The 22,218-nt window shown below is 36.9% G+C and carries 24 protein-coding genes; 3 read left to right on the top strand and 21 right to left on the bottom strand.

All coding sequences use genetic code 11. The features are described 5' to 3' along the window. Nucleotides 1-3: 3 nt before the first annotated feature. From dmpG to AC1DIT_RS11060, 13 genes are all read right to left on the bottom strand, one after another. Nucleotides 4-1,029 carry a 4-hydroxy-2-oxovalerate aldolase gene (gene dmpG / locus AC1DIT_RS11120; RefSeq protein WP_016114618.1) on the bottom strand — a complete coding sequence of 342 codons (1,026 nt, stop codon included), beginning with the start codon at nucleotides 1,027-1,029 and terminating at the stop codon, nucleotides 4-6. Beyond that, nucleotides 1,016-1,915, bottom strand: a complete 900-nt coding sequence (locus tag AC1DIT_RS11115; RefSeq protein WP_016114617.1) for an acetaldehyde dehydrogenase (acetylating) — start codon at nucleotides 1,913-1,915, stop codon at nucleotides 1,016-1,018. The genes dmpG and AC1DIT_RS11115 overlap by 14 nt, the downstream gene beginning before the upstream one ends. 32 nt (nucleotides 1,916-1,947) lie before the next feature. After that, nucleotides 1,948-2,727 carry a 2-keto-4-pentenoate hydratase gene (locus AC1DIT_RS11110; protein WP_016114616.1) on the bottom strand — a complete coding sequence of 260 codons (780 nt, stop codon included), beginning with the start codon at nucleotides 2,725-2,727 and terminating at the stop codon, nucleotides 1,948-1,950. A gap of 202 nt (nucleotides 2,728-2,929) precedes the next feature. Then, complete coding sequence (locus tag AC1DIT_RS11105; RefSeq protein WP_016114615.1) at nucleotides 2,930-4,399, bottom strand: aldehyde dehydrogenase; 1,470 nt, start codon at nucleotides 4,397-4,399, stop codon at nucleotides 2,930-2,932. Between the two features lie 12 nt (nucleotides 4,400-4,411). Continuing rightward, the gene (locus AC1DIT_RS11100; protein ID WP_016114614.1) at nucleotides 4,412-4,870 is read right to left on the bottom strand and encodes a RidA family protein; all 459 of its coding nucleotides are present in this window, start codon (nucleotides 4,868-4,870) and stop codon (nucleotides 4,412-4,414) included. Then, nucleotides 4,842-5,885, bottom strand: a complete 1,044-nt coding sequence (locus tag AC1DIT_RS11095; RefSeq protein ID WP_016114613.1) for an amidohydrolase family protein — start codon at nucleotides 5,883-5,885, stop codon at nucleotides 4,842-4,844. Before AC1DIT_RS11095 ends, AC1DIT_RS11100 begins: the two co-directional genes overlap by 29 nt. Continuing rightward, nucleotides 5,870-6,409: a 3-hydroxyanthranilate 3,4-dioxygenase gene (nbaC, locus tag AC1DIT_RS11090; protein WP_006094629.1), complete on the bottom strand. Its 540-nt coding sequence runs from the start codon at nucleotides 6,407-6,409 to the stop codon at nucleotides 5,870-5,872. Before nbaC ends, AC1DIT_RS11095 begins: the two co-directional genes overlap by 16 nt. A gap of 27 nt (nucleotides 6,410-6,436) precedes the next feature. Further along, on the bottom strand, nucleotides 6,437-6,985 hold the full coding sequence (locus AC1DIT_RS11085; protein WP_016114612.1) for an FAD synthetase family protein: 549 nt from the start codon (nucleotides 6,983-6,985) through the stop codon (nucleotides 6,437-6,439). Between the two features lie 19 nt (nucleotides 6,986-7,004). After that, nucleotides 7,005-7,751 carry an IclR family transcriptional regulator gene (locus tag AC1DIT_RS11080; protein ID WP_016114611.1) on the bottom strand — a complete coding sequence of 249 codons (747 nt, stop codon included), beginning with the start codon at nucleotides 7,749-7,751 and terminating at the stop codon, nucleotides 7,005-7,007. A 153-nt stretch (nucleotides 7,752-7,904) separates the two neighbouring features. Next, nucleotides 7,905-9,377, bottom strand: a complete 1,473-nt coding sequence (locus AC1DIT_RS11075; protein WP_016114610.1) for a 4-hydroxyphenylacetate 3-hydroxylase family protein — start codon at nucleotides 9,375-9,377, stop codon at nucleotides 7,905-7,907. Nucleotides 9,378-9,577: 200 nt separating this feature from the next. Then, nucleotides 9,578-10,708 carry a stage II sporulation protein P gene (spoIIP, locus tag AC1DIT_RS11070; protein ID WP_016114609.1) on the bottom strand — a complete coding sequence of 377 codons (1,131 nt, stop codon included), beginning with the start codon at nucleotides 10,706-10,708 and terminating at the stop codon, nucleotides 9,578-9,580. Between the two features lie 398 nt (nucleotides 10,709-11,106). Then, the gene (locus AC1DIT_RS11065) at nucleotides 11,107-12,075 is read right to left on the bottom strand and encodes an SPFH domain-containing protein (protein ID WP_006094625.1); all 969 of its coding nucleotides are present in this window, start codon (nucleotides 12,073-12,075) and stop codon (nucleotides 11,107-11,109) included. Between the two features lie 2 nt (nucleotides 12,076-12,077). Then, complete coding sequence (locus tag AC1DIT_RS11060; RefSeq protein WP_003197168.1) at nucleotides 12,078-12,506, bottom strand: NfeD family protein; 429 nt, start codon at nucleotides 12,504-12,506, stop codon at nucleotides 12,078-12,080. Between the two features lie 318 nt (nucleotides 12,507-12,824). Between AC1DIT_RS11060 and AC1DIT_RS11055 the strand changes: the two genes are divergently transcribed. Next, on the top strand, nucleotides 12,825-14,003 hold the full coding sequence (locus AC1DIT_RS11055) for an MFS transporter (protein ID WP_078211714.1): 1,179 nt from the start codon (nucleotides 12,825-12,827) through the stop codon (nucleotides 14,001-14,003). 50 nt (nucleotides 14,004-14,053) lie between these two features. Here the strand turns inward: AC1DIT_RS11055 and AC1DIT_RS11050 are convergent, their stop codons facing one another. The 5 genes from AC1DIT_RS11050 to spoIIP (AC1DIT_RS11030) form a co-directional block, all read right to left on the bottom strand. Next, nucleotides 14,054-15,529 carry an amidase family protein gene (locus AC1DIT_RS11050; RefSeq protein ID WP_006094623.1) on the bottom strand — a complete coding sequence of 492 codons (1,476 nt, stop codon included), beginning with the start codon at nucleotides 15,527-15,529 and terminating at the stop codon, nucleotides 14,054-14,056. A 229-nt stretch (nucleotides 15,530-15,758) separates the two neighbouring features. Further along, nucleotides 15,759-16,205: an NUDIX hydrolase gene (locus AC1DIT_RS11045; protein WP_003197163.1), complete on the bottom strand. Its 447-nt coding sequence runs from the start codon at nucleotides 16,203-16,205 to the stop codon at nucleotides 15,759-15,761. A 23-nt stretch (nucleotides 16,206-16,228) separates the two neighbouring features. After that, complete coding sequence (locus AC1DIT_RS11040) at nucleotides 16,229-16,969, bottom strand: M15 family metallopeptidase (RefSeq protein WP_006094622.1); 741 nt, start codon at nucleotides 16,967-16,969, stop codon at nucleotides 16,229-16,231. 11 nt (nucleotides 16,970-16,980) lie between these two features. After that, on the bottom strand, nucleotides 16,981-17,478 hold the full coding sequence (locus AC1DIT_RS11035) for a GNAT family N-acetyltransferase (protein WP_016114607.1): 498 nt from the start codon (nucleotides 17,476-17,478) through the stop codon (nucleotides 16,981-16,983). Between the two features lie 312 nt (nucleotides 17,479-17,790). Then, nucleotides 17,791-18,945: a stage II sporulation protein P gene (gene spoIIP / locus AC1DIT_RS11030; RefSeq protein WP_003206948.1), complete on the bottom strand. Its 1,155-nt coding sequence runs from the start codon at nucleotides 18,943-18,945 to the stop codon at nucleotides 17,791-17,793. Between the two features lie 89 nt (nucleotides 18,946-19,034). Between spoIIP (AC1DIT_RS11030) and AC1DIT_RS11025 the strand changes: the two genes are divergently transcribed. Then, nucleotides 19,035-19,328, top strand: coding sequence for a hypothetical protein (locus AC1DIT_RS11025; RefSeq protein ID WP_016114606.1), 294 nt, complete (start codon nucleotides 19,035-19,037; stop codon nucleotides 19,326-19,328). Between the two features lie 101 nt (nucleotides 19,329-19,429). On the opposite strand, the gene iscB is transcribed toward AC1DIT_RS11025, so the two are convergent. Beyond that, nucleotides 19,430-20,677: an RNA-guided endonuclease IscB gene (iscB, locus tag AC1DIT_RS11020; RefSeq protein WP_016114605.1), complete on the bottom strand. Its 1,248-nt coding sequence runs from the start codon at nucleotides 20,675-20,677 to the stop codon at nucleotides 19,430-19,432. Nucleotides 20,678-20,948: 271 nt separating this feature from the next. Here iscB and AC1DIT_RS11015 point away from each other — a divergent pair, with 271 nt between their 5' ends. Beyond that, entirely contained in the window at nucleotides 20,949-21,245 is a 297-nt protein-coding gene (locus AC1DIT_RS11015; RefSeq protein ID WP_229161603.1) for a permease, read from the top strand. Here the strand turns inward: AC1DIT_RS11015 and AC1DIT_RS11010 are convergent. Both AC1DIT_RS11010 and csaA read right to left on the bottom strand, forming a co-directional pair. After that, complete coding sequence (locus AC1DIT_RS11010) at nucleotides 21,236-21,751, bottom strand: DUF1572 family protein (protein ID WP_006094618.1); 516 nt, start codon at nucleotides 21,749-21,751, stop codon at nucleotides 21,236-21,238. The two genes, AC1DIT_RS11015 and AC1DIT_RS11010, sit on opposite strands and share 10 nt — an antisense overlap. 18 nt (nucleotides 21,752-21,769) lie before the next feature. Next, on the bottom strand, nucleotides 21,770-22,099 hold the full coding sequence (gene csaA, locus AC1DIT_RS11005) for a chaperone CsaA (RefSeq protein WP_003197150.1): 330 nt from the start codon (nucleotides 22,097-22,099) through the stop codon (nucleotides 21,770-21,772). Nucleotides 22,100-22,218: the final 119 nt, after the last annotated feature.

The raw sequence follows: 22,218 nt of genomic DNA, 5'->3' as shown, positions 1-22,218 counted from the left end.
ATTTTACACCCCCGTTTTTATCTTTGCTAATTCAGCTGCTACATCTAAAATCATATCTTCTTGCCCACCAACTACTTTTCTCTTGCCAAGTTCTATTAAAATATCACGAGCATCTACACCAAATCTATGAGCAGCTCTCTCAGCATGTAGTAAAAAGCTTGAATATACACCAGCGTATCCCATGACAAGACTACCTTTTTGAATTTCTTGTGGTCCTGGTAACAGCGGTGCAACAATATCCTCTGCCAAATCCATCATTTTATACAAATCTACATCTAGCGTATATCCCATCCGATCCAATACAGCTAACAATACCTCTGTTTGCGCGTTCCCAGCTCCAGCTCCAAGGCAGCGGACACTTCCATCAATACGGGTTGCTCCTTCTTCAATTGCAGTAATCGTATTCGCTACTGCAACAGAAAGGTTATTGTGGCCATGAAAGCCGATTTCAATATTTAGGGATTGACGTAATGCCTGGATACGTTCACGTACTTCATGAGGCAATAAAGCTCCAGCTGAATCTGTTACATAGACAGCTTGTGCCCCGTAACTTTCCATAAGTTTTGCTTGTTCTACCAATTTCTGTATCGGTGCCGAATGTGCCATCATTAAAAAACCACACACTTCCATACCCAATTCTCGTGCAAAATGAATATGTTGAGCGGAAACATCCGCTTCCGTTACGTGGGTTGCTATACGAACAAGTCTTGCTCCAATGCTTTCTGCTTGTTTTAATTCATGGACAGTGCCAATACCAGGAATAAGTAACACAGCTACCTTTGACTGTCTACATTCTTCCACTGCCGCTTCAATGAGTTTCATTTCATCTACTAACGATTTTCCATATTGCAAAGTGGAACCACCTAATCCATCCCCATGACTAACTTCAACATAATGCATACCAGCCTCATCTAACGACCTAGTTACAGACCGAACTTGTTCCTCTGTAAATTGATGCCTCATTACATGACTTCCATCACGCAAACAAACCTCAGTTATTTTGATTGGCATATCACTATTTCTTTTCACTCATCATACCTCGCTTCTGCTCTCCAATTATTCGAGATGCAAATCCTTCACCAACTTTTAATGCCGCTGCTGTCATAATATCTAAATTCCCAGCGTAAGGAGGAAAGTAATCCCCGGCTCCTTCTACCTCTAAAAATACAGTCACACGGTTTCCATCAAACATTGGCTCTTGTTTTAAAGAATATCCTGGAACGTATGACCTAACTACTTCAACCATCTTACAAATTGCTTGCCCAATAATGAATTCATCCATATGCTTAACTTCGCAATATACTGTATCTCTCATTAAAATAGGAGGATCCGCAGGATTTAATATAATAAGTGCTTTCCCGCAATCTGCTCCACCAAGCTCTTCAATCCCACGTCTTGTCGTAATCGTAAACTCATCAATATTTGCCCGTGTACCTGGACCTGCACTTAAACTAGAAATCGTAGCAACTATCTCCGCATACGTAACGTCCGCTACTTCATTGATTGCATGAACAATTGGAATTGTTGCCTGCCCACCACATGTAATCATATTGACATTTCGCATTTCTACATGAGTACCATCTTGTATAGCTGGACAAACAAATGGGCCACATGCTGCAGGAGTCAAGTCAATCACTAGCTTCCCAAACTCTCTTAAGACTTCCGCGTGACGAATATGAGCTTTGGCTGAAGTTGCATCAAATACAATATCTGCTATGCTAGGATTCTCAATAATTGCTTGTATACCATTATCAAAAATCTCATATCCTTCTTCCTTCGCTCGCTTTAATCCGTCTGATTCAGAATCTATCCCTATCATAGCAGTCATTTCAATTACTTCACTTCTTCTTAATTTATACATTAAATCCGTACCAATATTTCCGGAACCTATAATAGCCGCCTTCACTTTCCCCACATATATCCCCTCCTTTTCACACAACTATAAAACTATACAAATTTAATAGAAACCGAACCAAGAGATCCGAAATCAGCTTGAATTACATCATTACATTGAACTGAAACAGCGCCCGATAATGCACCTGGCAAAATTAATTCCCCTGCCTTCAATGAAATATGAAATCCACTAAGTTTATTCGCTAGCCAAGCAATCGCTTGTGCAGGATGTCCTAATGCCGCTGCTCCTGCTCCAGTAGCAATTAAACTATTATTTTTATAGAGCGCCATTCCAGCCGTACGCAAATCTACTTCAGATACATTGGACATCTTTTCACCAACAACTACTTTTGCAGAAGAGCCATTATCTGCTACTGTATCGACAAGCTTAATCTTCCAGTCTGCAATACGACTATCAATAATTTCAAGTGTAGGTACAATATATTTCGTTGCCATTAGCACATCTACATATGTAATATTAGGTCCATTCAAATCCTCAGCTAAAACAAATCCGATTTCCGCTTCTACTTTTGGAGATACAAACGAATCTATCGAGATTACACTTCCACTTTCTACTTTCATATCATCTAGTAAATGTCCGTAATCTGGTTCATCTACCCCAAGCATTTGTTGCATTGCACTACTCGTAAGTCCAACTTTCTTCCCAATCACTTTGCGGCCTTGTCTTAACTTTCGTCCCACTACTTCGAGCTGAATGTTATACGAATCTAAAACTGATAGATTTGAATACCTTTCCGTGAAAGGCGAAATTGGCCTACACGTTTGTTCTGCCTGTATAAGTTCATCTGCTAATTCCTTTATTAACACTTGCATTTATCTCACCTCATTTTTAAAATCTATATTTAGAACACATCAGTGGAAATACCATTCCACTGATGGAACATTCATTTTCCCCCGCTATTCGCAGGCAGTAAGACCCCCACCTCAGGTTTCAGAGAGAAGCAAAAAAGATAGGCGGGGGATAACTGCTCGTAAAAGCCCGATTGGTGAAGCCCCCACTGATGGAAGTTTCACTTTATAATTTCATCGTAACTGTCTTTGCTTCTGTATAAAATTCAAAACTATGGCGTCCACCTTCTCGGCCAATACCACTTGCCTTAGAACCACCAAATGGAGTACGTAAATCTCGCACATACCAACAATTAATCCATAATAATCCCGAATCAATTTGCGAAACAACTCGTTGTGCTCTTCTAAGATCATTTGTCCAAACAACTCCCGCTAAACCATAAATAGAATCATTTGCGATACGAATTGCATCTTCTTCTGTTTTAAATGGTATAACAACTAAAACTGGACCAAAAATCTCTTCTTGAGCTACACGCATACGATTATCGACATCATATAATATAGTCGGTTCATAAAAGTTCCCTTGTGCTAAACTCTCGATTCTTTTTCCGCCGTGGGCTAATTTTGCTCCTTCTGAAAGACCTATTTCCACGTACTGATCAACTGTTTCTAGATGTGATTTCGAAACAAGCGCTCCCATATCTGTATCTTCATCAAGAGGATCTCCCACTTTTATGTTTTTCACCGCTGTTACAAATTTCTCTAGAAACTGTTCATATACGCTTTCCTGTACAAGTAATCTTGAACCAGCTAAACAAATTTCTCCTTGATTCCGATAAATTGCTTCAATCGATCCTTGTACTGCTTCATCTAAGTCAGCATCTTCAAATACAATGTTTGCTGATTTTCCGCCTAATTCTAATGAAACTGGTATTAAGTTTTCTGAAGCATTCCGCATAATTGTTTTCCCTGTATTACTTTCCCCCACAAATGAAATACGTCTTACAGACGGGTGCGTCGTCATTTTCGTTCCTACCGTACTTCCTGGCCCTGTAATAATATTCAGTACACCTGGAGGTAGCCCGGCCTCATTCGCAATTTCACCAAGCATGACTGCACTTAGCGGCGTGTAAGATGCTGGTTTCACAACTACTGTATTACCAGCGGCTAGTGCAGCTGACGCCTTCCACGTCATCTGCATAAATGGCAAATTCCAAGGAATAATTAAGCTCGTTACTCCTGCTGGTGCGTATTTTGCATATGACATAAAGTTATGCTTATCATAATGTTCATGTACTATATACTTTGCCATCTCGGCAAAGAAACGAAGATTATGTGCAGAACGCGGAATATCAAAACCACGACTTTCTTTTATTGGCTTTCCGACATCAAGTGTCTCTATATACGCTAATTCATCTACTTTTTGCATAATCAAATCGGACATTTTGCATAAAATAGCTGAGCGCTCTTCCACAGGCATTTTACTCCAGATACCACTTGTGAATGTACGCCCCGCTACGTCTATTGCTCGCTTAGTATCCTCTTCATTTGCTTGTGCAACAGAGGCAAGTTTTCTATTTGTCGATGGATTGAACGTATCGAATGTTTCGCCGGACATCGCATCGACATATTGACCATCAATAAATAACTTCGCATCTTTTACTTTCATTTTTTCAGCTAATAGTTCTTTATTCACACTCTTTACCTCCTACTCTACAATTTCTAAAACCATCTCGATTTCAATTGTTGTATTATTCGGTAGTTGAGCCATTCCAACAGCGGAACGAGCATGCTTTCCCTTTTCACCAAAAACATCTACTAATAAATCGGATGCACCGTTCATCACTTTTGGCTGATCAATAAAATCTTCTGTACTATTTACAAATCCAAGTAACTTCACAACTCGTTTCACCTTATTTAAATCACCGAGTTCATTCTTTACAACGCTTAATAAGTTCAACATAGACCGCCTAGCTGCCTTATATCCATCTTCTATTGATACATCTTTACCTAATTTCCCATGGTACTGGTCAACACCTTGTCCAGCAGTAAACAATAAGTTTCCGACCCTTACACAACTTACATAATTACCTACCGCTGGACGAATAGCTGGTAGTGTGAGTCCCATTTCATTTAATTTACTCTCTGGTGTTTGTGCTTTCTGCATATACTACACCTCTTTTTTTCATATCAACATTTAAGAAACTCGCTGCATTTCCGCCAAGCATAGCTTCCTTTTGCTCCTCTGATAAATCAAGTGTCTCGTCAATTACTTTACCTGGCTGAATTTCTCGTAGTAAAAACGGATAATCCGACCCCATAAAAATCTTTTCATGTCCAAATCGCTCTATCATATATTTAAGGTTGATAGGATCATAGTTTAAAGAATCGAAGTAAAATTTCTTTGCGTAATGGCTCGGAGGATATGTAGTTAATCTCAGATGTGGCCATACTTGCCACCCTTGATCTAATCGCGGCAAAATATATGGAAAAGAACCTCCACCATGAGCAAAGCAAATTTTTAACCTAGGAAACTTCTCCATTATCCCGCCCCATATAAGTGTAGCTGCGGCAAGAGCCGTTTCACTTGGCATCCCAACTGTATACATAAAATTATGATGCGGCATTCTATCTCGCCCTAATGTTTCCCACGGATGAATAAAAATTGGAACCTGCCATTTTTCAGCCATCCGGAAAAACTCAATAAATGAAGGATCATCTAAATTTTTCCCATTTACATTCGTTCCAATTTCGATTCCATGTAAGTTTAATTCTGTTATGCATCGCTCCATCTCACGAACTGCCGTTTCTCCATCTTGCATTGGCACTGTTCCTAATCCAACAAAACGATCTGGATATGCCAAGACGGTTTCCGCAATAAAATCATTTTGAATACGCGCCATTGCTTCAGCTTCTTCTGGTTTTGCCCAATAGGAAAATGTAACAGGAATTGGTGATAATACTTGTATATCAACACCTTCACGGTTCATATCTTCAATTCTTTTCTCCGGGCACCATACTTGATCTGTCACATCGCGAAAGTTTTTCCCACCAACCATAATCGCAGCACCACATGTACAAGTGCGATTTAATATCGGCCAACGTCCACCACCAAACTTCTCCTCAAAATCCGGAAATGTTTCAGGAATAATATGTGTATGAAAATCTATTCGCACTTCCATTCCTCCACTTCCTCTGGCATAATATGTCCGCAGTTTTTACACGCACGAATTTCTTTATTTGAATTAAAACTATGAATCGCTTCTTTCACTTGTTTTTCAATATCGGTTAATTGAACCCGTACGCGATGCATTTCATGATTACACTCATCACAGAACCAAACAAAATCTTCAAGTTCTCCTTGGTTACGTTTCCTTTCAATTACTAATCCATATGTGTTTGCAACGCGGTGCGGTGAATGTGGCACCATGGCTGGTAACATAAACACATCTCCTTCTTTCACTGTAACAACTTCACGTTTCCCTTCTTCCGTAATACATTCCACATAACATTCGCCTTTTATTTGATAAAAGAATTCATCTGAAGGATCAACATGAAAATCACGTCTTCTATTTGGCCCTCCTAAAATCATGGCAATAAACTCTGAGTCTTGCCAAATTACCTTGTTATTTACCGGTGGTTTCAATAACTCTTTATTTTCATCAATCCATTTTAGTAAATTAAAAGATTGTAATGTTTTTGACATGTTTTTTCCTCCTTATAATTCATTCGCTTATATTGTTTTAAGAGGCCATCCTAATAAGGATTGAGGCCTTTGTAATTCTCCTTGAAATAAGTGATTCCGTATCCTCGTTGATGAAATTCGTTCACCTTCTTCGCAGCAAACCTCTTCGACGATAGAAACATCAAAGTATTTCATCAGTAGCTCTATATCACCCTCGCGATTTTTTCCAAATCGAAAATCTTCTCCGACATAAATTTCAATTGGGCATAATCTTTGTAATTCTTGAATAAAGTAACTAGCCCTTCTCGTTACATACAACTCATCAAAACGAATAACAATTACATGTTCAACACCGAGCTCCTGAAATCGATTTAACTTCTCATTAATTGGCGTTAGCACTTGTGCTCCCTGAAAATAAGAACGTGGTGATGGATCAAATGTATACACGACATTTGGAATCTGTAACTCTTTCCCTTTCTCCACCGCGTTTCTAATAACGGTCTGATGTCCTTTATGCACACCATCAAAAGCACCAATAGAAACAATCGATTTTTCCAATTCAGGTACACTATAATCATGTATATAAATGATTCTCACCTCTCTTTTACAGTTATGATTAAATGTCTAAATAACCAAATTCCTTTGAAATTAAATTTGCAGTATTCATCACACTTCGAATCATGACTTGACGATTGCTTCCTTGCATATACGTTTTCGGACCAACAATATTAAGAGCAGCAATGGTTCTCCCGGTGTAAGAACGAATAGGAGCCGCAATGCCATATAATCCATGTTCATTTTCGTTATCACTTATGGAATAACCTTGCTTACGAATTGTCTGTAACTCTTCTTGAAATCTCTTCATACAAGTAATTGTATTTGGTGCTCGAGGCAGCAGCCCATTTTCTGAAGTATACTCTAAAGAAGAAGGGTTAAATGAAAGAAGAACTTTTCCTGTACTTGTGCAGTATGCAGGTTTTCTTGATCCGACATGAGTTGATATTTGAACAGAATCCTTTGATGAAATTTTCAAAATAAATACAACATCTCCACGGTCAAACATACCGATATGTACCGTCCCATTAAATTTCCTTACAAGTTCTTCAACGATTGGAATTGCCCCGCTATAAATCTCTTGTTGAAACATCACTTGATTGCCCCACTCCAACAATTTCCATCCCAGTCGATATTTTCTCTGCTCATCTCGAATTAACATTCCTTCTTCACACAATGTACGGACAAGATGGTGAACTGTACTCGGGTTCATATTTAATTTTGCAGCAATTTCAGAATTTCCTAACACCGGCTCACCACTCGTAAAACAATTTAGAATTTTACAAATTTTACTGATAGATGCTATCACAATAACTTACCTCCTCTATTCCAGTTACATATTTTCCGGTTCATATATAGCTAAAACATGTAAGAAGATTTACATCCTAACAGTAAAATTCTTGTTATCTATTTGCCACTCCTTCCTTTTTTATTTCAAAATGTAAGCGTGATCATTTTATTGTCACCTTAATGGATTTCCAGATAATTCCGTTCGCAAGGCACTGTCCACAAGTGACAGCGATTGTTGTTTTTTGTACGCATTATAAAACATGCCCATTTTTCTCACTGGATCACCAGAATAATAACGCTCATATTGTAATAGGCGTTGTCCAAACGCTTCACCGCATAAGTCCCAAGCTAATTTAAATAATCGAACGCGTTCCTCAGAAGATACCCCTTCACGCCCGATATAATATTTATACATATCCTCTTGAATCTCTGGATTCATAAAGTCGGCACCTGTTGGCGACATTAGTAGGCCACCAGCCCCAATGGTTTGAATAATTTCAATAGCACGTGGATACATTTTAGGTAATAAGCTACGTATTGTATCAAGCGGTAGTCTCGCAGGAACAGCTTCACCATATGCATTCGTTTCATACTCATATTCTGCTACTTGCAAGAGTGCACGGATTGTTTCTACATCTTGTATTAATTCTGCTAACTGATTTTGTACATTTAAAAAGCCGTCTACTCCAATTGAATCTGCTAGTTTTATAGCCACTTCTGCTGCAAAAGAAAGTTTCACTAATCCTCTTACTCCTGATTGATGTGCTGGTTGATGACCAATTCCTGTTTTTGGATACAGCTGATTTCCAGCCTCTACACTTTGATAGATAAACACTTTATCCCACGGAATAAACACATTATGAAATACAAGGAGTGCATCCATTTCTTCAAACCTTGATGCAAGTGGATGATCAAACAAGGATCGTTTTCCATCTTGCATTGGCTCGCGACAAAGAATCCTTAAACCCGGTGCATCAATAGGAACTGCAAAAGAAATTGCATGACGTTCATCACCCGGCTTAAAACTTGGATAAGAATAAATGATTACCTCATCTGTAATTGGTGCAAGTGTCGCTAACATCTTAGCTCCGCTTACATACATTCCCTCTTCTGTTTCGTTCACTACACCTAAATGCATCGTTGCATCTTCTTGCTGATGTGAGGCTTTACTTCGATCATTTTGTGGATTGATAATCGCATGTGTTAAAAACAAATCTTGATCACGTATATGTTTATAATAATTTTTTATATTAGTCCCCCATGAGGAATCAAATTTTTCAAAAAACCATGCATTGCTCGCCATTGAAGTAACTGTAACATTTAAAAAATCTGGTGTTCTGCCCATTAAACCAAATGTAGCCTTTGCCCATACTTCAAACAATTCGCGGCGTGCTTTTAAGGCCTCATAATTTTTGGGCACTAAAAATGCATTCGAAACCCGCTCTCCTGTCTCTTCGCATATATGGGTAATCTTGTCCTGATACTCTGGATCGTGCTGCATATCATATAATTTAGCAATTTGTAAAATCGGTTCCCGAAAAACATCTTCATTCACAACATCGGTTATTCTTCTTCCACCAATCCAAATTTCAGGATTTCTTGCCTTTAATCCTTCAATATACTGAGCCCCTGTTCGAATCGCCATTTTTACCCCTCCAATATATACATTTTGAAGTTTACTATACAAATAAGTTTAGAAATTCTGTCACCTTTTTAAATTAACAGAATTTTAAATTATTATAAACCAATCTCAGCTCAAAACTACTGCCTTATTTCACATTATGAAATTCTAGTAAAATTTTTAAGGGACATGTAAAAAAGGAACAGTTCCCTGTTCCTTTCACATCATTCATTCACCTTCTCCGCATCCCAATAATATTTACTAAATGCTTCAGTTAACACATCAATTGTGTTATATAGCTCTTCTAAAGTATTATCAACGCCACCAACTTCGATAAGCATGGCATTTTTCGATAAATCTTGATTATAGACTCCATTTCCATCCTTTTTATACTTTGGAAAAATCCCTCTACTTAACCCATAATAGTTTTCATCTAAATACGAATTTATCGCTCTTGCAATCTTTTCATTATCAGAACGCCCTGCATTTTCCATCCCTATTATAAAATATAACCTCGCATAGGATTTGCCATTAATCACTTTTGTCGTAACATTCTTCCGCTGATCGTCCCTGTGAATATCAATTGGAAACATAATCTTATCATTTTGTGCCAAGGCTTCTTTCACATATCCATGAGATGCGGTATATGCTTGATACCATTTCCATTTCTTATTCGCCAATAAATCACCCATGTTTGTTTTGTCATGAAGAACCGGTATTCCCTGCCCTTCCAACTGTTCTTTTAGACGCTCTCCCAAAAGCGAGACATTTACATCCGGACTTGATGGACTCTTCGCCCCAGGTAACAATGGATAAAAGGACTCCCAACTATGCGTGTGATAAATATATACAGCTTTTTCACCTTTTGCATCGTTTTTATTTTTTTGTACAGGATTCTTTTTGTCTGCTTCTGTGACTTTATCTTTCGCTACTTCCCGTTCTTTCGTTACCTCTTCAATCGGTACACTAGATTCATTCGGAATATTCGTATAGTCCGTTCCTTCTCCAGCTACGATAATATTAGAATAGTACTTTGACATCCCCGGTACTTCTTTGCCAACGAACGTTCGTAAATCATGTATTTTCAGATCTGTTGTGATAGAAAACAATAAATTCCCAACAGACTCTCGTTTATTTGTTTTAAAATAATCCGATGCAAAATAACGATTTTCACTCTCAAACATTTGAATAAATCCTTGCATTGATACTTTTCCAAACCACTGACTCGCATAATAAGATTTCATAGTATGTAAAAGCGAGGTCACAATAGACGCCGCCACTATCACTACAAATACATATGATAAAATTAAAAATAGAAATTTCTTTCCATGTATACGAGTTGCATACTTTTTCAATGTATCACCTTCTTTATCATTTTAGGTGAGAAGCCCCCACCTCAAGGAACGTGAAGGGCACAGACCAATGAGTAAGTGGTGGTAGTTCAAACATGGATATGTACAAGCTTTATGTAATATATATTTACTAGACTTTTAAATTAGACCTTACATACTAGAATTCCATTTTCAATTTGTGTTGCACCCAAGTTTAAGTGTAAGTTAAAAATAATGTCTTTTCTTACCTAGCCCACTTAGAACAAATATAAATGATATACAAATCTTCAAAATATCTACAGCCCGTTTTGTACAATCCTCCCTAATTGAACTACCCCCACCTTCACTTCGTTTAGAGGAGGGGGTCTTCTCGGTTAAAATGATAAAAAAAGAGAAATGGCAGCCCATTTCTCTCTCATTAGTTATTGTTCTTTCGATGTATCCGACGAAGGTGATTTCTTCGCTTGTTTTTCTTTAAAAATTTCACCGATTGCACCAAGTGTGCCAAGTGTTTCAATTGCATTAGATGGGATGAAGATCTTATTTGCTGGTCCTTTTGCTACTTCAGCTAACGATTCAAATGATTTATAAGCAAGAACGCGTTCATCTAAGTCCGCTGCACGTATTAATTCGATTCGGTTTTGTTCTGCTTTCGCAATCGTTTCAATTGCTCTTGCTTCCCCTTGTGCTTCTAATTCTTTCGCTTCTCGTATACCTTCTGCTTCGCGAATACGCGCTTCTTTATCCCCTTCAGCCATCAAGATTTTACTTTGTTTTTCCCCTTCAGCACGAAGAACTTTATCTTGTTTAGCCGCTTCTGCTTCTAGAATAATCGCACGCTTATTACGCTCTGCTTTCATTTGTTTTTCCATGGATACCTGCACATCTTTTGGTGGATTAATATCAACAACTTCCACACGTTCAATACGAACGCCCCACTTCTCTGTTGCTTCGTCAAGAGCTAGACGAATTTCTGTTGAAATCTTTTCACGCCCTGATAATGTTTCATCCAGCTCCATTTTACCAATGATTTGACGCATTGTTGCAGATGTAATATTACGAACACCATATTCATAGTTAGAAATACCATATGTCGCAAGTTCCGGTTCAACGATTTGATAGAAAATTATTGTATCAATTTCTACCTGTACGTTATCTTTCGTAATTACCTTTTGTGGTGGCACATTTGTTTGTTGAATACGTAAATCATGGTATACACGTATACGATCTACAATTGGGATTATTAGATTTAACCCTGGCTGCATGATGCGTTGGAATTTACCAAATCTTTCAACCACACCTACCTTTTGTTGGGGCATGATTTTAATTGTTAACGCGATAAATACAATGACAATTAATGCAAAAATAATCGTTAATGTTAATGCTACCATTTTTATTCACTCTCCCTTTTCACATATAAAACAGTGCTGCTCCTCTTTATAACAATGACTCTTTCCCCAGTAGAAATAGGAACATCCGAAATAGCAGTCCAAGTATCGCCATCCACTTTCACGATCCCATTCCCTTCACTTGTAATCGCTTGCAGGATAATTCCTTTTTTACCAGCTAATTTATCGACAGTATCGATAAATCCTTTTGCCTCTCGAAAATTTTTAGAGATTCGTTTCGTAAAGAAAGTCAATGTTAAACTTACAATTGCTCCTACAACAACTTGTAAAAATAGTGCATCTGGAGCAAACAATGCAATAAGACCTCCGACAACCGCTCCAATTCCAAGCCATAACATGTAAAAGGTAATCGATAACATTTCTGCTATAAATAAAATACCGGCTATAATAAACCAAACTACCCATCCAGCCATATGCAACCCTCACTTTCTTTTTTATTTTCTATATGTATATGAAAAAAAAGAATTGTTTATCACGTCCTCCTAATTAAGGCGAGACGTTTCATCGGAAGCTACTATACATATTCACTGTTATAATGAGTATTATTAAAATAGTATATTAATATATTCTTTATTATACATGAAAATCCCTGTATAAAAGTTACAAAAAATAAAATTCTTTCAAAAATTTATTCCACGAATTATGATTACTATAAAGAAATATGTATTATTCTTTGAGTGGAGGTACCAATATTGCACCAACAATCGCTATCCTTTTATTGGTTTTCTAAAATGTGCATCACTCTTGCTGAAGTTGTTTACATAATGATTCTTACTACTCATATTTATATAACAACCAAATCAGCTACTATCACAGCTCTTTTTCCATTATTACGAGTTATTACAAGTTTTATTGCGAGTACATCCGCACCACTTTTAATGAACCGTTTTCCATCTTATTCATTGCTCTTTACATTGCAAGGCGTTAAGACTTTCTTTTTTATTCTTTTAACTGCATTATTTCCCTTACTATCATCTAACATCATTGCCCTTCTTGCTTTTATTATTCTCATTTCATTATGCGAAGGTTGGAGTTCTCCTTTATTATACGCTGTTATTCCACGTCTAACATCACAAGAAAAGTTAGTAAAAGTAAATAGTGTCTTTTCCTTTTCAACACAAATTGTTCAAGCAGCTGCTTATTCATTCACAAGTGTAGTGGTCTTATTGATTGGTGCCACTTCTACACTTATGATAAACAACGTATTAATGATTTTGGGGTGTATTGCATTATATGTTTCATTGCGCGCTATACAAACTGAACAAACAATAGAGAAATCCTCTTCCAAATCAGCTGTATTAATAGAAGGATGGAAACTTTTATTTCAGCATCCCTCCCTCCGTATAGTTACATATATGGACTTAATTGAAACTTTTGCTGGAACGATATGGATTGGTGGTATTACTATGGCTTACGTAACGACTGTTCTTCATAGAGGAGCAGAATGGTGGGGTTATATCAACACAAGCTATTATTTCGGAACATTAATTGGTGGGCTATTAGCATGGCGAATGAGTACATATATTCAAAATAACTTAATACGCTCAATGGCCTTAGGATCACTTCTATTTAGCGTGCTTACCTTCTTATATGGCATAACAAGCAACGGATTTATTGCACTGTTTCTTTGTGTTCTAATGGGACCTTCCTATCAAATTCGAGATATTTCCCAAACAACCGTTTTACAATCAAGCGTACCACCATCTCTATTATCAAGAATGTATACAGCTCACGGTACACTTACTTCGGCTGTTTCAGGACTTTCTATGCTATGCGTTGGCATTATTACCGATATGTTCGGTGTCCGTACTATATATATCATTGCTGCTTTTCTAATTTTTTGTTCTGCTTGTTTATCTTTTATTTTGTTAAAACATACAAAACAGCAAGAAAAAGACATTTCTCTTTAAGTTCACAGAATGCAAAAAGGATAGGTTACCCTATCCTTTTTGCATTCTATTTACGATAAATTTGGAATTCGTCTATGTTTTGTAGCTTGTTCAAATGCATATGCAAGCTTAATTAAAGTCCCTTCACTAAAAGCAGTACTTGCAAAAGTGATTCCAAACGGTCTTCCGCTTTTCATATATCCAGCCGGTACTGCTATGGAAGGATAACCAGCTTTGGCACATATTGTTGATCCTATATATGAAGGGAAGAGAATTGCATCAAGATCATATTTCTTTAACGCAAAATCAATTCCTTGTTCCTGGGAAAAATATAAATCTTCTAATTTTGCATTTAAGTATTCAGGGTTTCTTAACGTATTAGAAAAATCCTTTCCAAACTCCAACCTACTTTGTCCATATTTTAATGCTTTCTCTTCTATATTTTTATTAAATGCAATTAATTCAGAGATAGAATGGACTGGAATATTGGAAGGTAACTTGGAAAGATAATTATCTAGACTATGTTTTAATTCATACGATGAGACTCTCCAACTCCACTCCCTATGAAAAGATGGAATTTCGATATCTTCTAATACTGTTGCTCCTTCATTACGCAGTACTTGTATAGCATTCTGAAATAGTTCCTCATCATACTCTCCAGATTCGTAATAGCTTTCAGAGGCTTTGTTAAATACTCCAATTTTAGCACTCCTTAAACCATTAGAATCTAAATAAACCATATAATCTTGTTGAGCTCTTCCTTCACTTTTATAAGTTGCAGGATCAAGCTGGTCTATTCCTGTTAGACTCCCCAATAAAATTGCCGCGTCAGTTACTGTTCTAGCAAAAGATCCCGCTGTATCTTGCGAATATGTAAAAGGTATAATCCCCTTGCGACTTACTAAGCCAACAGTAGGCTTAATACCAACTACAGAGTTCTGAACTGCTGGACTTAAAATAGAGGCATCTGTTTCTGTTCCAACAGATAAAACGGTTAAGTTGGCAGCAACCGCTACGGCCGATCCTGTACTTGAACCACCAACAAAAAGGTCATCATCACCTGATCCATATGGATTAATGACTTGTCCACCTCTTGAACTATATCCAGCCCACATTTCAAAAGACATTCCATTCGCTAATTCTGTCATATTCGTCTTACCTAATATGACTGCACCTGCTTCACGAAGCTTTTCAACAAGAAATGCATCATGATTACTCCTATAGTTTTCAAGCGCAATTGTTCCTGCACTTGTATGCATTGAATCATTTGTTTCAATATTATCTTTTAAGAGAATAGGAATACCGTGCAAAGGACCTCTGACACCCTTTATTTTTCTTTCATGATCTAATCCTTCTGCGATAAAAATTGCATCTGGATTTATTTCTAAAATAGAATTTATTTTCGGACCGTCTTGGTCATACTTCGCTATTCTATGAAGGTAATACATAACTAACTCTTTCGAAGTAAGTTCCCCATTTTCCATCGCTGTTTGTATACCATGAATTGTTAATTCTTTTCTTAGTAGTTTATTGAATTGAATCTCCATCTGATTTCTCCCCTTACAAGTTGTTTCCTAGTTTCAGATCTTATCTTATTACTTATTAACTTTAATCATTGCCTTGTCTCCTCATTTCGACAAATTCACATCTGTTTAAACATTTCGTCTACCATACATAAAAACCTTCAAACAAAATAAAAAACGCCTTAGACGAATAAAACTATCTAAAACGTTGTTAACAATCACATATATTCTCTTCCTATTTTCAAACTCTCTTTTATTTCACATACACGTCCTCTAATAAATGTACAAATTCACCTTGATTCCCTGCTAATACAGGACACTTTGCTATATCAACCCATTCATAACAAAATGTTAGGCCCTCATCTTCCTCTCCTGCACTTACTATATGTTCCCACATATCTTTTACATCTGTTAATAATGAAATGTGAAAGAAGTGACGCTTTTGATACTCCTGTTTTTCTTTCATATAGATGATATAATCATCAATGAAACGTTCTATACATAAATGACGAAGTCCAGACTCTTCTATTACTTCACGCAGTACTGCTGCTTCTAATTTTTCTCCTTCGTCAACTGTGCCACCTGGGACCTGTATACCTGCTTCTGGTATATCACGATGAGTAAAAACAAGCAACTGCATAACTCCTGCTTTCTCCCTTGTAATGTATGCATATACTTTTTTCTTATATAACATCGTCATCTAATCCGTCTCCCCTCAATTCATTACTTCATCGCTTCCTCTAAGGTGAGTTGATTTTCATATAGATATGTCGCTTGTGGATTCCCTACATAACGTACGTGCCACGGTTCATACCGATAACCCGTAATGGACTCCTTCTCTTTTGTATACCGAATGACAAAACCAAATCGATGCGCATTTTGAGATAGCCATTTCCCTTCTTTTGTATCTCCAAAAACAGACTCTAATTGGAATTTAGCTGATTGTGATGTAATATCCATTGCGAGTCCCGTTTGATGTTCACTCGTTCCTGGAACAGCACTAGACATTGCTGTTTTTGCTTCTCCATCTTGAATCTTATACATTGTATTTAATGCTTTTTGCCGATCAAAAGACCGGTATCCAGAAACTGCAAAAAGAAAAATCCGCTCCTGATCTCCTTGCTCGAACATTTTTTCAAGTGCCTGCGCTGCTTCTTTCCTCATCTTCTTTTTCTCTTGATCACCTTCACTCGAATAACGCACTTTTGGAATAACTAAATCTTGTGGCTTATAACGATCTGGTAGCCGTCTGCTTTTATTTACAAGTACAAGTACGGAATCAGGATTATTGACAACCGCAAGATCTCCTTCCATTTTGGCAATAGTTTCTTGTGCTTTTGGAAATACAACGCTACTATTCACCTCTTGTGCCTGTTTATCTTTATACATTTTATAATTAATGCTTGCCACTCCAATAATAATTACAACTACTACGACACCCAGTAGTGTCCATCTTTTTTTCATACAACGACCTCTTATTTTAATAATTTGGCCATATAATACTCATCGACACGCTCACCCTCGACAATAAGAGAATCTTTTTTGACACCTTCTTGTTCAAATCCTGCTTTTTTATATAGTGCCTGCGCTCTTGTATTGTGGGCCATTACTGTTAATTCCAAACGCCATATATCATGTAATCTTGCCCACTTTTCTACTTCTTTAAACAATGTCGTCCCAATTCCTTTTCCGCCATATTCTTGTAAGATTCCAATTACAATTGCTGCTGCATGCTTGTTTCTTTGCACATTACCACCATTAGCTAAAATAAATCCAACTAATTGCTCCCCTTCTACTGCTACAAATATAGTAGAATTATAATCTTCTACAAAACGTTGAATCATTTGTGTTTGCTGCTCTACTGTTGTATTCCGTTCACCTGGTTCTAATAGCATAAAAGTAGTTTCTTCATCCAATTGTTTTCCTAATTGCAAAAATGCTGCTGCGTCCTCTACTCGAATTTCTCGAATCATTTCTATCACCCTACCAAGTTTATAATATAAAAATTTTCTTTATAAAGAGATTTTCGCTATTTTTTTATGAAATTCCTTTCTATTTTCCCCAGGAGAAATAGACAATTTTCGATATCAATATAATGAAGAAAAAATTGTGACAATAAAGTGAAACTTTAATCAGTGGGCGTTTTCTTCTTACCTCACTTAAATTTTTTACATTTGCTACATTTTAAAGTTGGGGCTTACTACCCGTGGATAGCGAGATAAAAGCTTAGCTTCCATCTTTTTATTTTTTGAACACACAAAAAAACGTAAGTATCTCACTTACGTTCATCCATTTACCTTTTCTGCTTGCCAAAAATATTCACTAAATGCTTTCGCCAATACATCAATGGAACGATTTAATTCTTCAGATGTATTATCTACACCTCCCACTTCAATTAAAATCGCTTGTCCTGATAAGTCCTGATTATAAACACCGTTCCCTGTTTGAAATCCCTTTTGAATAACACCGCGGCTTACTCCAGGATATTTTTTATTAATCGCTTCATGTAGCGCAGTTGCTAATTGTAAGTTTTTTGCATAATTTTTATTTCCTTTTCCAATGACAAAAGCAAGCTTCGCATATGATTTATCTCCAATCGCTTTTGTTGTGACATTTTTACGAGCGCTATCTCGGTGCAAATCAAAGAAGTATTGCAATTCTCTGTTACTAGCCATTGCTTCCTGTACAACTTCACGAGACATTTTATAAGAACTTGTATCATTTAAACCCTTACTAATCAACCTCTCCCCAACATCTGTTTTATCATTAACTGCCCCTATCCCTTCATTTTCTAATTGCTCACGGAATCTGTCTCCCAAAATAGAAATATTCGTCACAGAGCTTGTCGCTTTATTTGGATTTGGATTATTTGTCAAATTTAATAACGGTAAATAAGACTCCCAGCTATGCGTATGATAAATAAAGGCCACTTGTCTTTTCCCAGTTGTTTGAGATGGTTGTTTCTTGTCTTTATTTGTATCCGTTTTCGGAACTTGTCCTGCTTCTCCAGTCCGCTCTTTCACTACTTCCTCAAGTGGAACACTCGATTCTATTGGTAAGTTAGAATAATCTGTTCCTTCACCAGCAATGACGATTTCCGTATCGTATTTCCCAAAACCCGGAAGCTCCTTTCCAACAAAGCTACGTACATCATCAAATCGAATATTCGTTACTGTTGAAAAAAGAAAAGATGAAATCGAAAAATCTTGATTTAAATTCCGATATTCTTGTGTAAAATAGTGATTTTCCTTTCCAATCACATACATATAACCATTTATTGACAACTCATTCAACCAATTATATAAATATGCTGACTTTGTTTCTTTTAATGAAGTCACCATCATACTAATAAGAAAAAAAGTTGCTAACATCATAATGACAACAAATAAAATGAGCTTTCGTACACTCGTTAATTTTACATAAAAAAAGCCTCGATTCATAACATCACCCTCTCTGTTCCAACTTATGTACAAGCTATAGAGAATAGACCGCCTAAATTTCGGCTATATTGTCATAGAGGTGAAGTGAATTGAAGCTAATTATAGGTATAATTCCTATTGTTTTATCATGTGTTTTTTTATTATTTGCAGCACACCCTAAAATCCGTGCTTTCTTAGATATTTGCGCGTACCTTTCATTATATATACTGGGTATACTAATTGCTTTTAACATATATGATGTTGTACTGCACGGCTTAGTATTTATGACAACCATTCACAGTATTTTATTGAATCCATTATTTCTCCTTACCGGGGCTTATGTAGGAGTATATTCTTTATATCTCCTTATTTATAAACTAGTAACAAATGTAAGAAAAACTTAATACTTACCTTTAACGTATTTCCGAAAGAAGTCCCCATCTTCAAGCCCGTGACGGGCAATAGCCCAGCGATAAGGTTGGGATGAATTTCGTTTAGGCACAGCCTAACTGATTTGTAAGAACAACCAATTGTTATTATGGTGTATGCATTCTATATCCGATATCTTCACTTGCTTGTAAGACTTAGAAGGATTTTGTAGATAATGACCATCTATATCTTGTACATACATCATCTTCCCTGTAAATCCTGTCACAAATCCTACTTGTCCAAACACTTTTACTTTATCACCCAAATAGATTCCATGTACCTTTGGTGTATTTTTATTGTTTCGTTTTGCAGTTGTATTTTTTGTTTTTCTTCCTTTTCTTGCAGTCGATTCATGAAGGGATCGTTTTTTCTTTCTAAATTGTTTGATGCGAAATTCACCACTTTGCTCATATTCTTGTAGTTTTGTTGGGGTTGTAATCGCAATGGCATCATTATAATGTGTTTTCGATAAACGTAATTCTTTTCGTTTCGGTGTGGTGTAGCTGCCATACGTAATCTCACAACCTAAACGATTCATGATTTGCAGACGTAATATATTCATAAAAGCGGTCTCTTTATATTGTTTTGGTTTCTTGAAAATGTGTTTGATAGTTCCTTGGTGAAATTTCTGATGGCACTCTTCATGTACGGTTACAAGGTTATCTGCCATATCTGAACCGCCACTACATCGTTCAATGATATGATGCGTATGCAAAATACCGCCTTTTTTCTTACAAATTTGACAAGTATAATGATCTCTCGTAAACACGTAATACCTTGTATTCCAAAAGCCAAAGGCATCACCTTGTTGATATTCTTTTCCTTGTATGTCGGAGTTTTTTAGTTTTTGCGCATCAAACTTTCCTACTTCAACAATTACTTTTGGGGATGGTAATAACGAGCGGAATATTTCAATCCAATGAATTTGGTTATGCATCCTACTTTGAATCGATGGAGGCAACCAGCCTTCTCTCTTTTTTCGATTGAGAAAACGTGCTTTTCGATATCTTGTTTTTCGTTGTCTTCTACTTCTGCGTAATGTAGCTCTCAGTGTAAGATTCTCTTTAACGTCTTGACGTAACTCGATTGTTCCCTTTGCTAGCACTTTGTCTTCTGTGGTGATCGCAATGCCTACATACTTCGAACCGCTATCAACACCAATTGCAACGGATTGCACCGTTTCACCAGTAGCATACTGCAATTGAATTGTAAACGGAGTATACCCAATAATCTTGGCTTTTCCTTGTTTGAGAAGAAGCCTAGCTTTGCGATTGCTGCAAGGCATGAGCGGTTCTCCTCTTAAATTCTTGACAAATACACGCATGATTTGTCCCTCCTAAGAGTTTGTTTCCCTTCGCCAATGTTTGTAGGTGTTGGCAACTTCTTGTGCAAGAAGACTTGTGGTTGACCGTTCCTTCCCAACCAGAACTTTTACAGAGCCACCATAGAGCCAAGAACTAGGGAATCATTCTTGGGTATGCAACCTACGAACGGAGTCCACAAAGGACCGTGGCTAGACAACCAGAACTTTTACAAGCCCCCACTTCAAAACGCGCTAGCGTTTAAGTGGTGGGTAGTTGACATGGAGTGTAAAGATGAAACCACCTTTTATATGTCATAAATGCCAGAAAAAAATTGTCAGAAAACAAGATCTTATCACCACAATATTTTACATACGTATCTACTTATTTCACAATACTTGTTTTAGCCAACAATTTTTCTTTTCTAGTTTCATTCCTATTAACACGTTATTTGGAGCATATTTCATTTGGTATACTCTCGCTATAGGGAGTGTTTTAACCATAACTGAACCCTCAATTATTTGGATCTTTTTTTTACTACCAGCTCTATATCGCTTCATTTCTTATTATTATATCGAACGTCACTTTTGAAGATAGCGATTAGACTGTCCTTTAGGAATACTTAAACACTCCCAATCTTTTTCTTTCAGCAATTTCCCAACATAAATAATTTGTCCAATATGTGATGCATAATGAGCAATCTGCCTTTCAATTGCTTGCATAACACTATGCGCTTCACCACGAATATGAATTATCTTTAAAAGATCTTGCGGAGTTAATGATTGCAGCGCTTGAAAAACATACCCCCATCCTTCCCCCCATGCTGCTAGCACTTCTTCTTTTGAAGCATAACCGCCTTCAAATTCACCATCACGATTCCGATCTAGCTTTTCACCGTCTGTCGTTAAGAAATCTGTCCATCTTGAGCGCATATTCCCATGCAAATGTTTAATTATAATCGCAACACTGTTTGCTTCTTCATGAGGTGTCCAGCATAGTTGTTCATATGATAACTGTGAAAGCGATTGTTCTCCTTGCTTTTGAATCACCTTAAAGTTTGAAAAAACACATTCTAAATAAGCTTTTCTAACTTCCATTTCCAATCCTCTCCCATATTAACTAATTGGCGTTCCATTTGGAATTTCTATATCAGGTTGCAATAAGATTACATCACCATGTTCTGGGACTCCTCCTAACACAAGCACCTCTGATTTAAAGCCTGCAACACGTTTTGGTGGAAAATTCACTACGGCAACAACTTGTTTTCCAATTAACGCTTCTGGTGTATACCGCTTTGTAATTTGAGCACTGGATTGCTTCATACCAAGTTCACCAAAGTCAATTTCCAGCTTAATTGCAGGTACACGCGCTTCTTTAAACTCTTCTGCTTTTTTTATCGTTCCAATACGTAAATCTAACTGTAAAAAGTCTTCAAAATTAGCCATTTTATTCTCCCTCCCAAATTATCATTTAGACAAAACATGCAAATTCCCTCTAAAAAAAGAAAGATGCCTAAGCACCTTTCTTTTGTAACTCCCTTGATTCATTTGGTCTATATAGGAAG

The sequence above is a fragment of the Bacillus sp. 05T22 genome (assembly GCF_056396765.1).
This window is presented reverse-complemented; position numbering and strand designations above follow the sequence as displayed.

Bases quoted from the DNA above. Each gene is read 5' to 3' on its own strand.
- AC1DIT_RS11110 (WP_016114616.1), bottom strand. From the start codon at position 2,727: ATGCAAGTGTTAATAAAGGAATTAGCAGATGAACTTATACAGGCAGAA.
- AC1DIT_RS11100 (WP_016114614.1), bottom strand. From the start codon at position 4,870: ATGCAGAAAGCACAAACACCAGAGAGTAAATTAAATGAAATGGGACTC.
- AC1DIT_RS11095 (WP_016114613.1), bottom strand. From the start codon at position 5,885: ATGGAAGTGCGAATAGATTTTCATACACATATTATTCCTGAAACATTT.
- nbaC (WP_006094629.1), bottom strand. From the start codon at position 6,409: ATGTCAAAAACATTACAATCTTTTAATTTACTAAAATGGATTGATGAA.
- AC1DIT_RS11075 (WP_016114610.1), bottom strand. From the start codon at position 9,377: ATGGCGATTCGAACAGGGGCTCAGTATATTGAAGGATTAAAGGCAAGA.
- AC1DIT_RS11065 (WP_006094625.1), bottom strand. From the start codon at position 12,075: ATGGTAGCATTAACATTAACGATTATTTTTGCATTAATTGTCATTGTA.
- AC1DIT_RS11060 (WP_003197168.1), bottom strand. From the start codon at position 12,506: ATGGCTGGATGGGTAGTTTGGTTTATTATAGCCGGTATTTTATTTATA.
- AC1DIT_RS11055 (WP_078211714.1), top strand. From the start codon at position 12,825: ATGTGCATCACTCTTGCTGAAGTTGTTTACATAATGATTCTTACTACT.
- AC1DIT_RS11050 (WP_006094623.1), bottom strand. From the start codon at position 15,529: ATGGAGATTCAATTCAATAAACTACTAAGAAAAGAATTAACAATTCAT.
- AC1DIT_RS11045 (WP_003197163.1), bottom strand. From the start codon at position 16,205: ATGACGATGTTATATAAGAAAAAAGTATATGCATACATTACAAGGGAG.
- AC1DIT_RS11040 (WP_006094622.1), bottom strand. From the start codon at position 16,969: ATGAAAAAAAGATGGACACTACTGGGTGTCGTAGTAGTTGTAATTATT.
- AC1DIT_RS11035 (WP_016114607.1), bottom strand. From the start codon at position 17,478: ATGATTCGAGAAATTCGAGTAGAGGACGCAGCAGCATTTTTGCAATTA.
- spoIIP (WP_003206948.1), bottom strand. From the start codon at position 18,945: ATGAATCGAGGCTTTTTTTATGTAAAATTAACGAGTGTACGAAAGCTC.
- iscB (WP_016114605.1), bottom strand. From the start codon at position 20,677: ATGCGTGTATTTGTCAAGAATTTAAGAGGAGAACCGCTCATGCCTTGC.
- AC1DIT_RS11015 (WP_229161603.1), top strand. From the start codon at position 20,949: ATGAAACCACCTTTTATATGTCATAAATGCCAGAAAAAAATTGTCAGA.
- AC1DIT_RS11010 (WP_006094618.1), bottom strand. From the start codon at position 21,751: ATGGAAGTTAGAAAAGCTTATTTAGAATGTGTTTTTTCAAACTTTAAG.
- csaA (WP_003197150.1), bottom strand. From the start codon at position 22,099: ATGGCTAATTTTGAAGACTTTTTACAGTTAGATTTACGTATTGGAACG.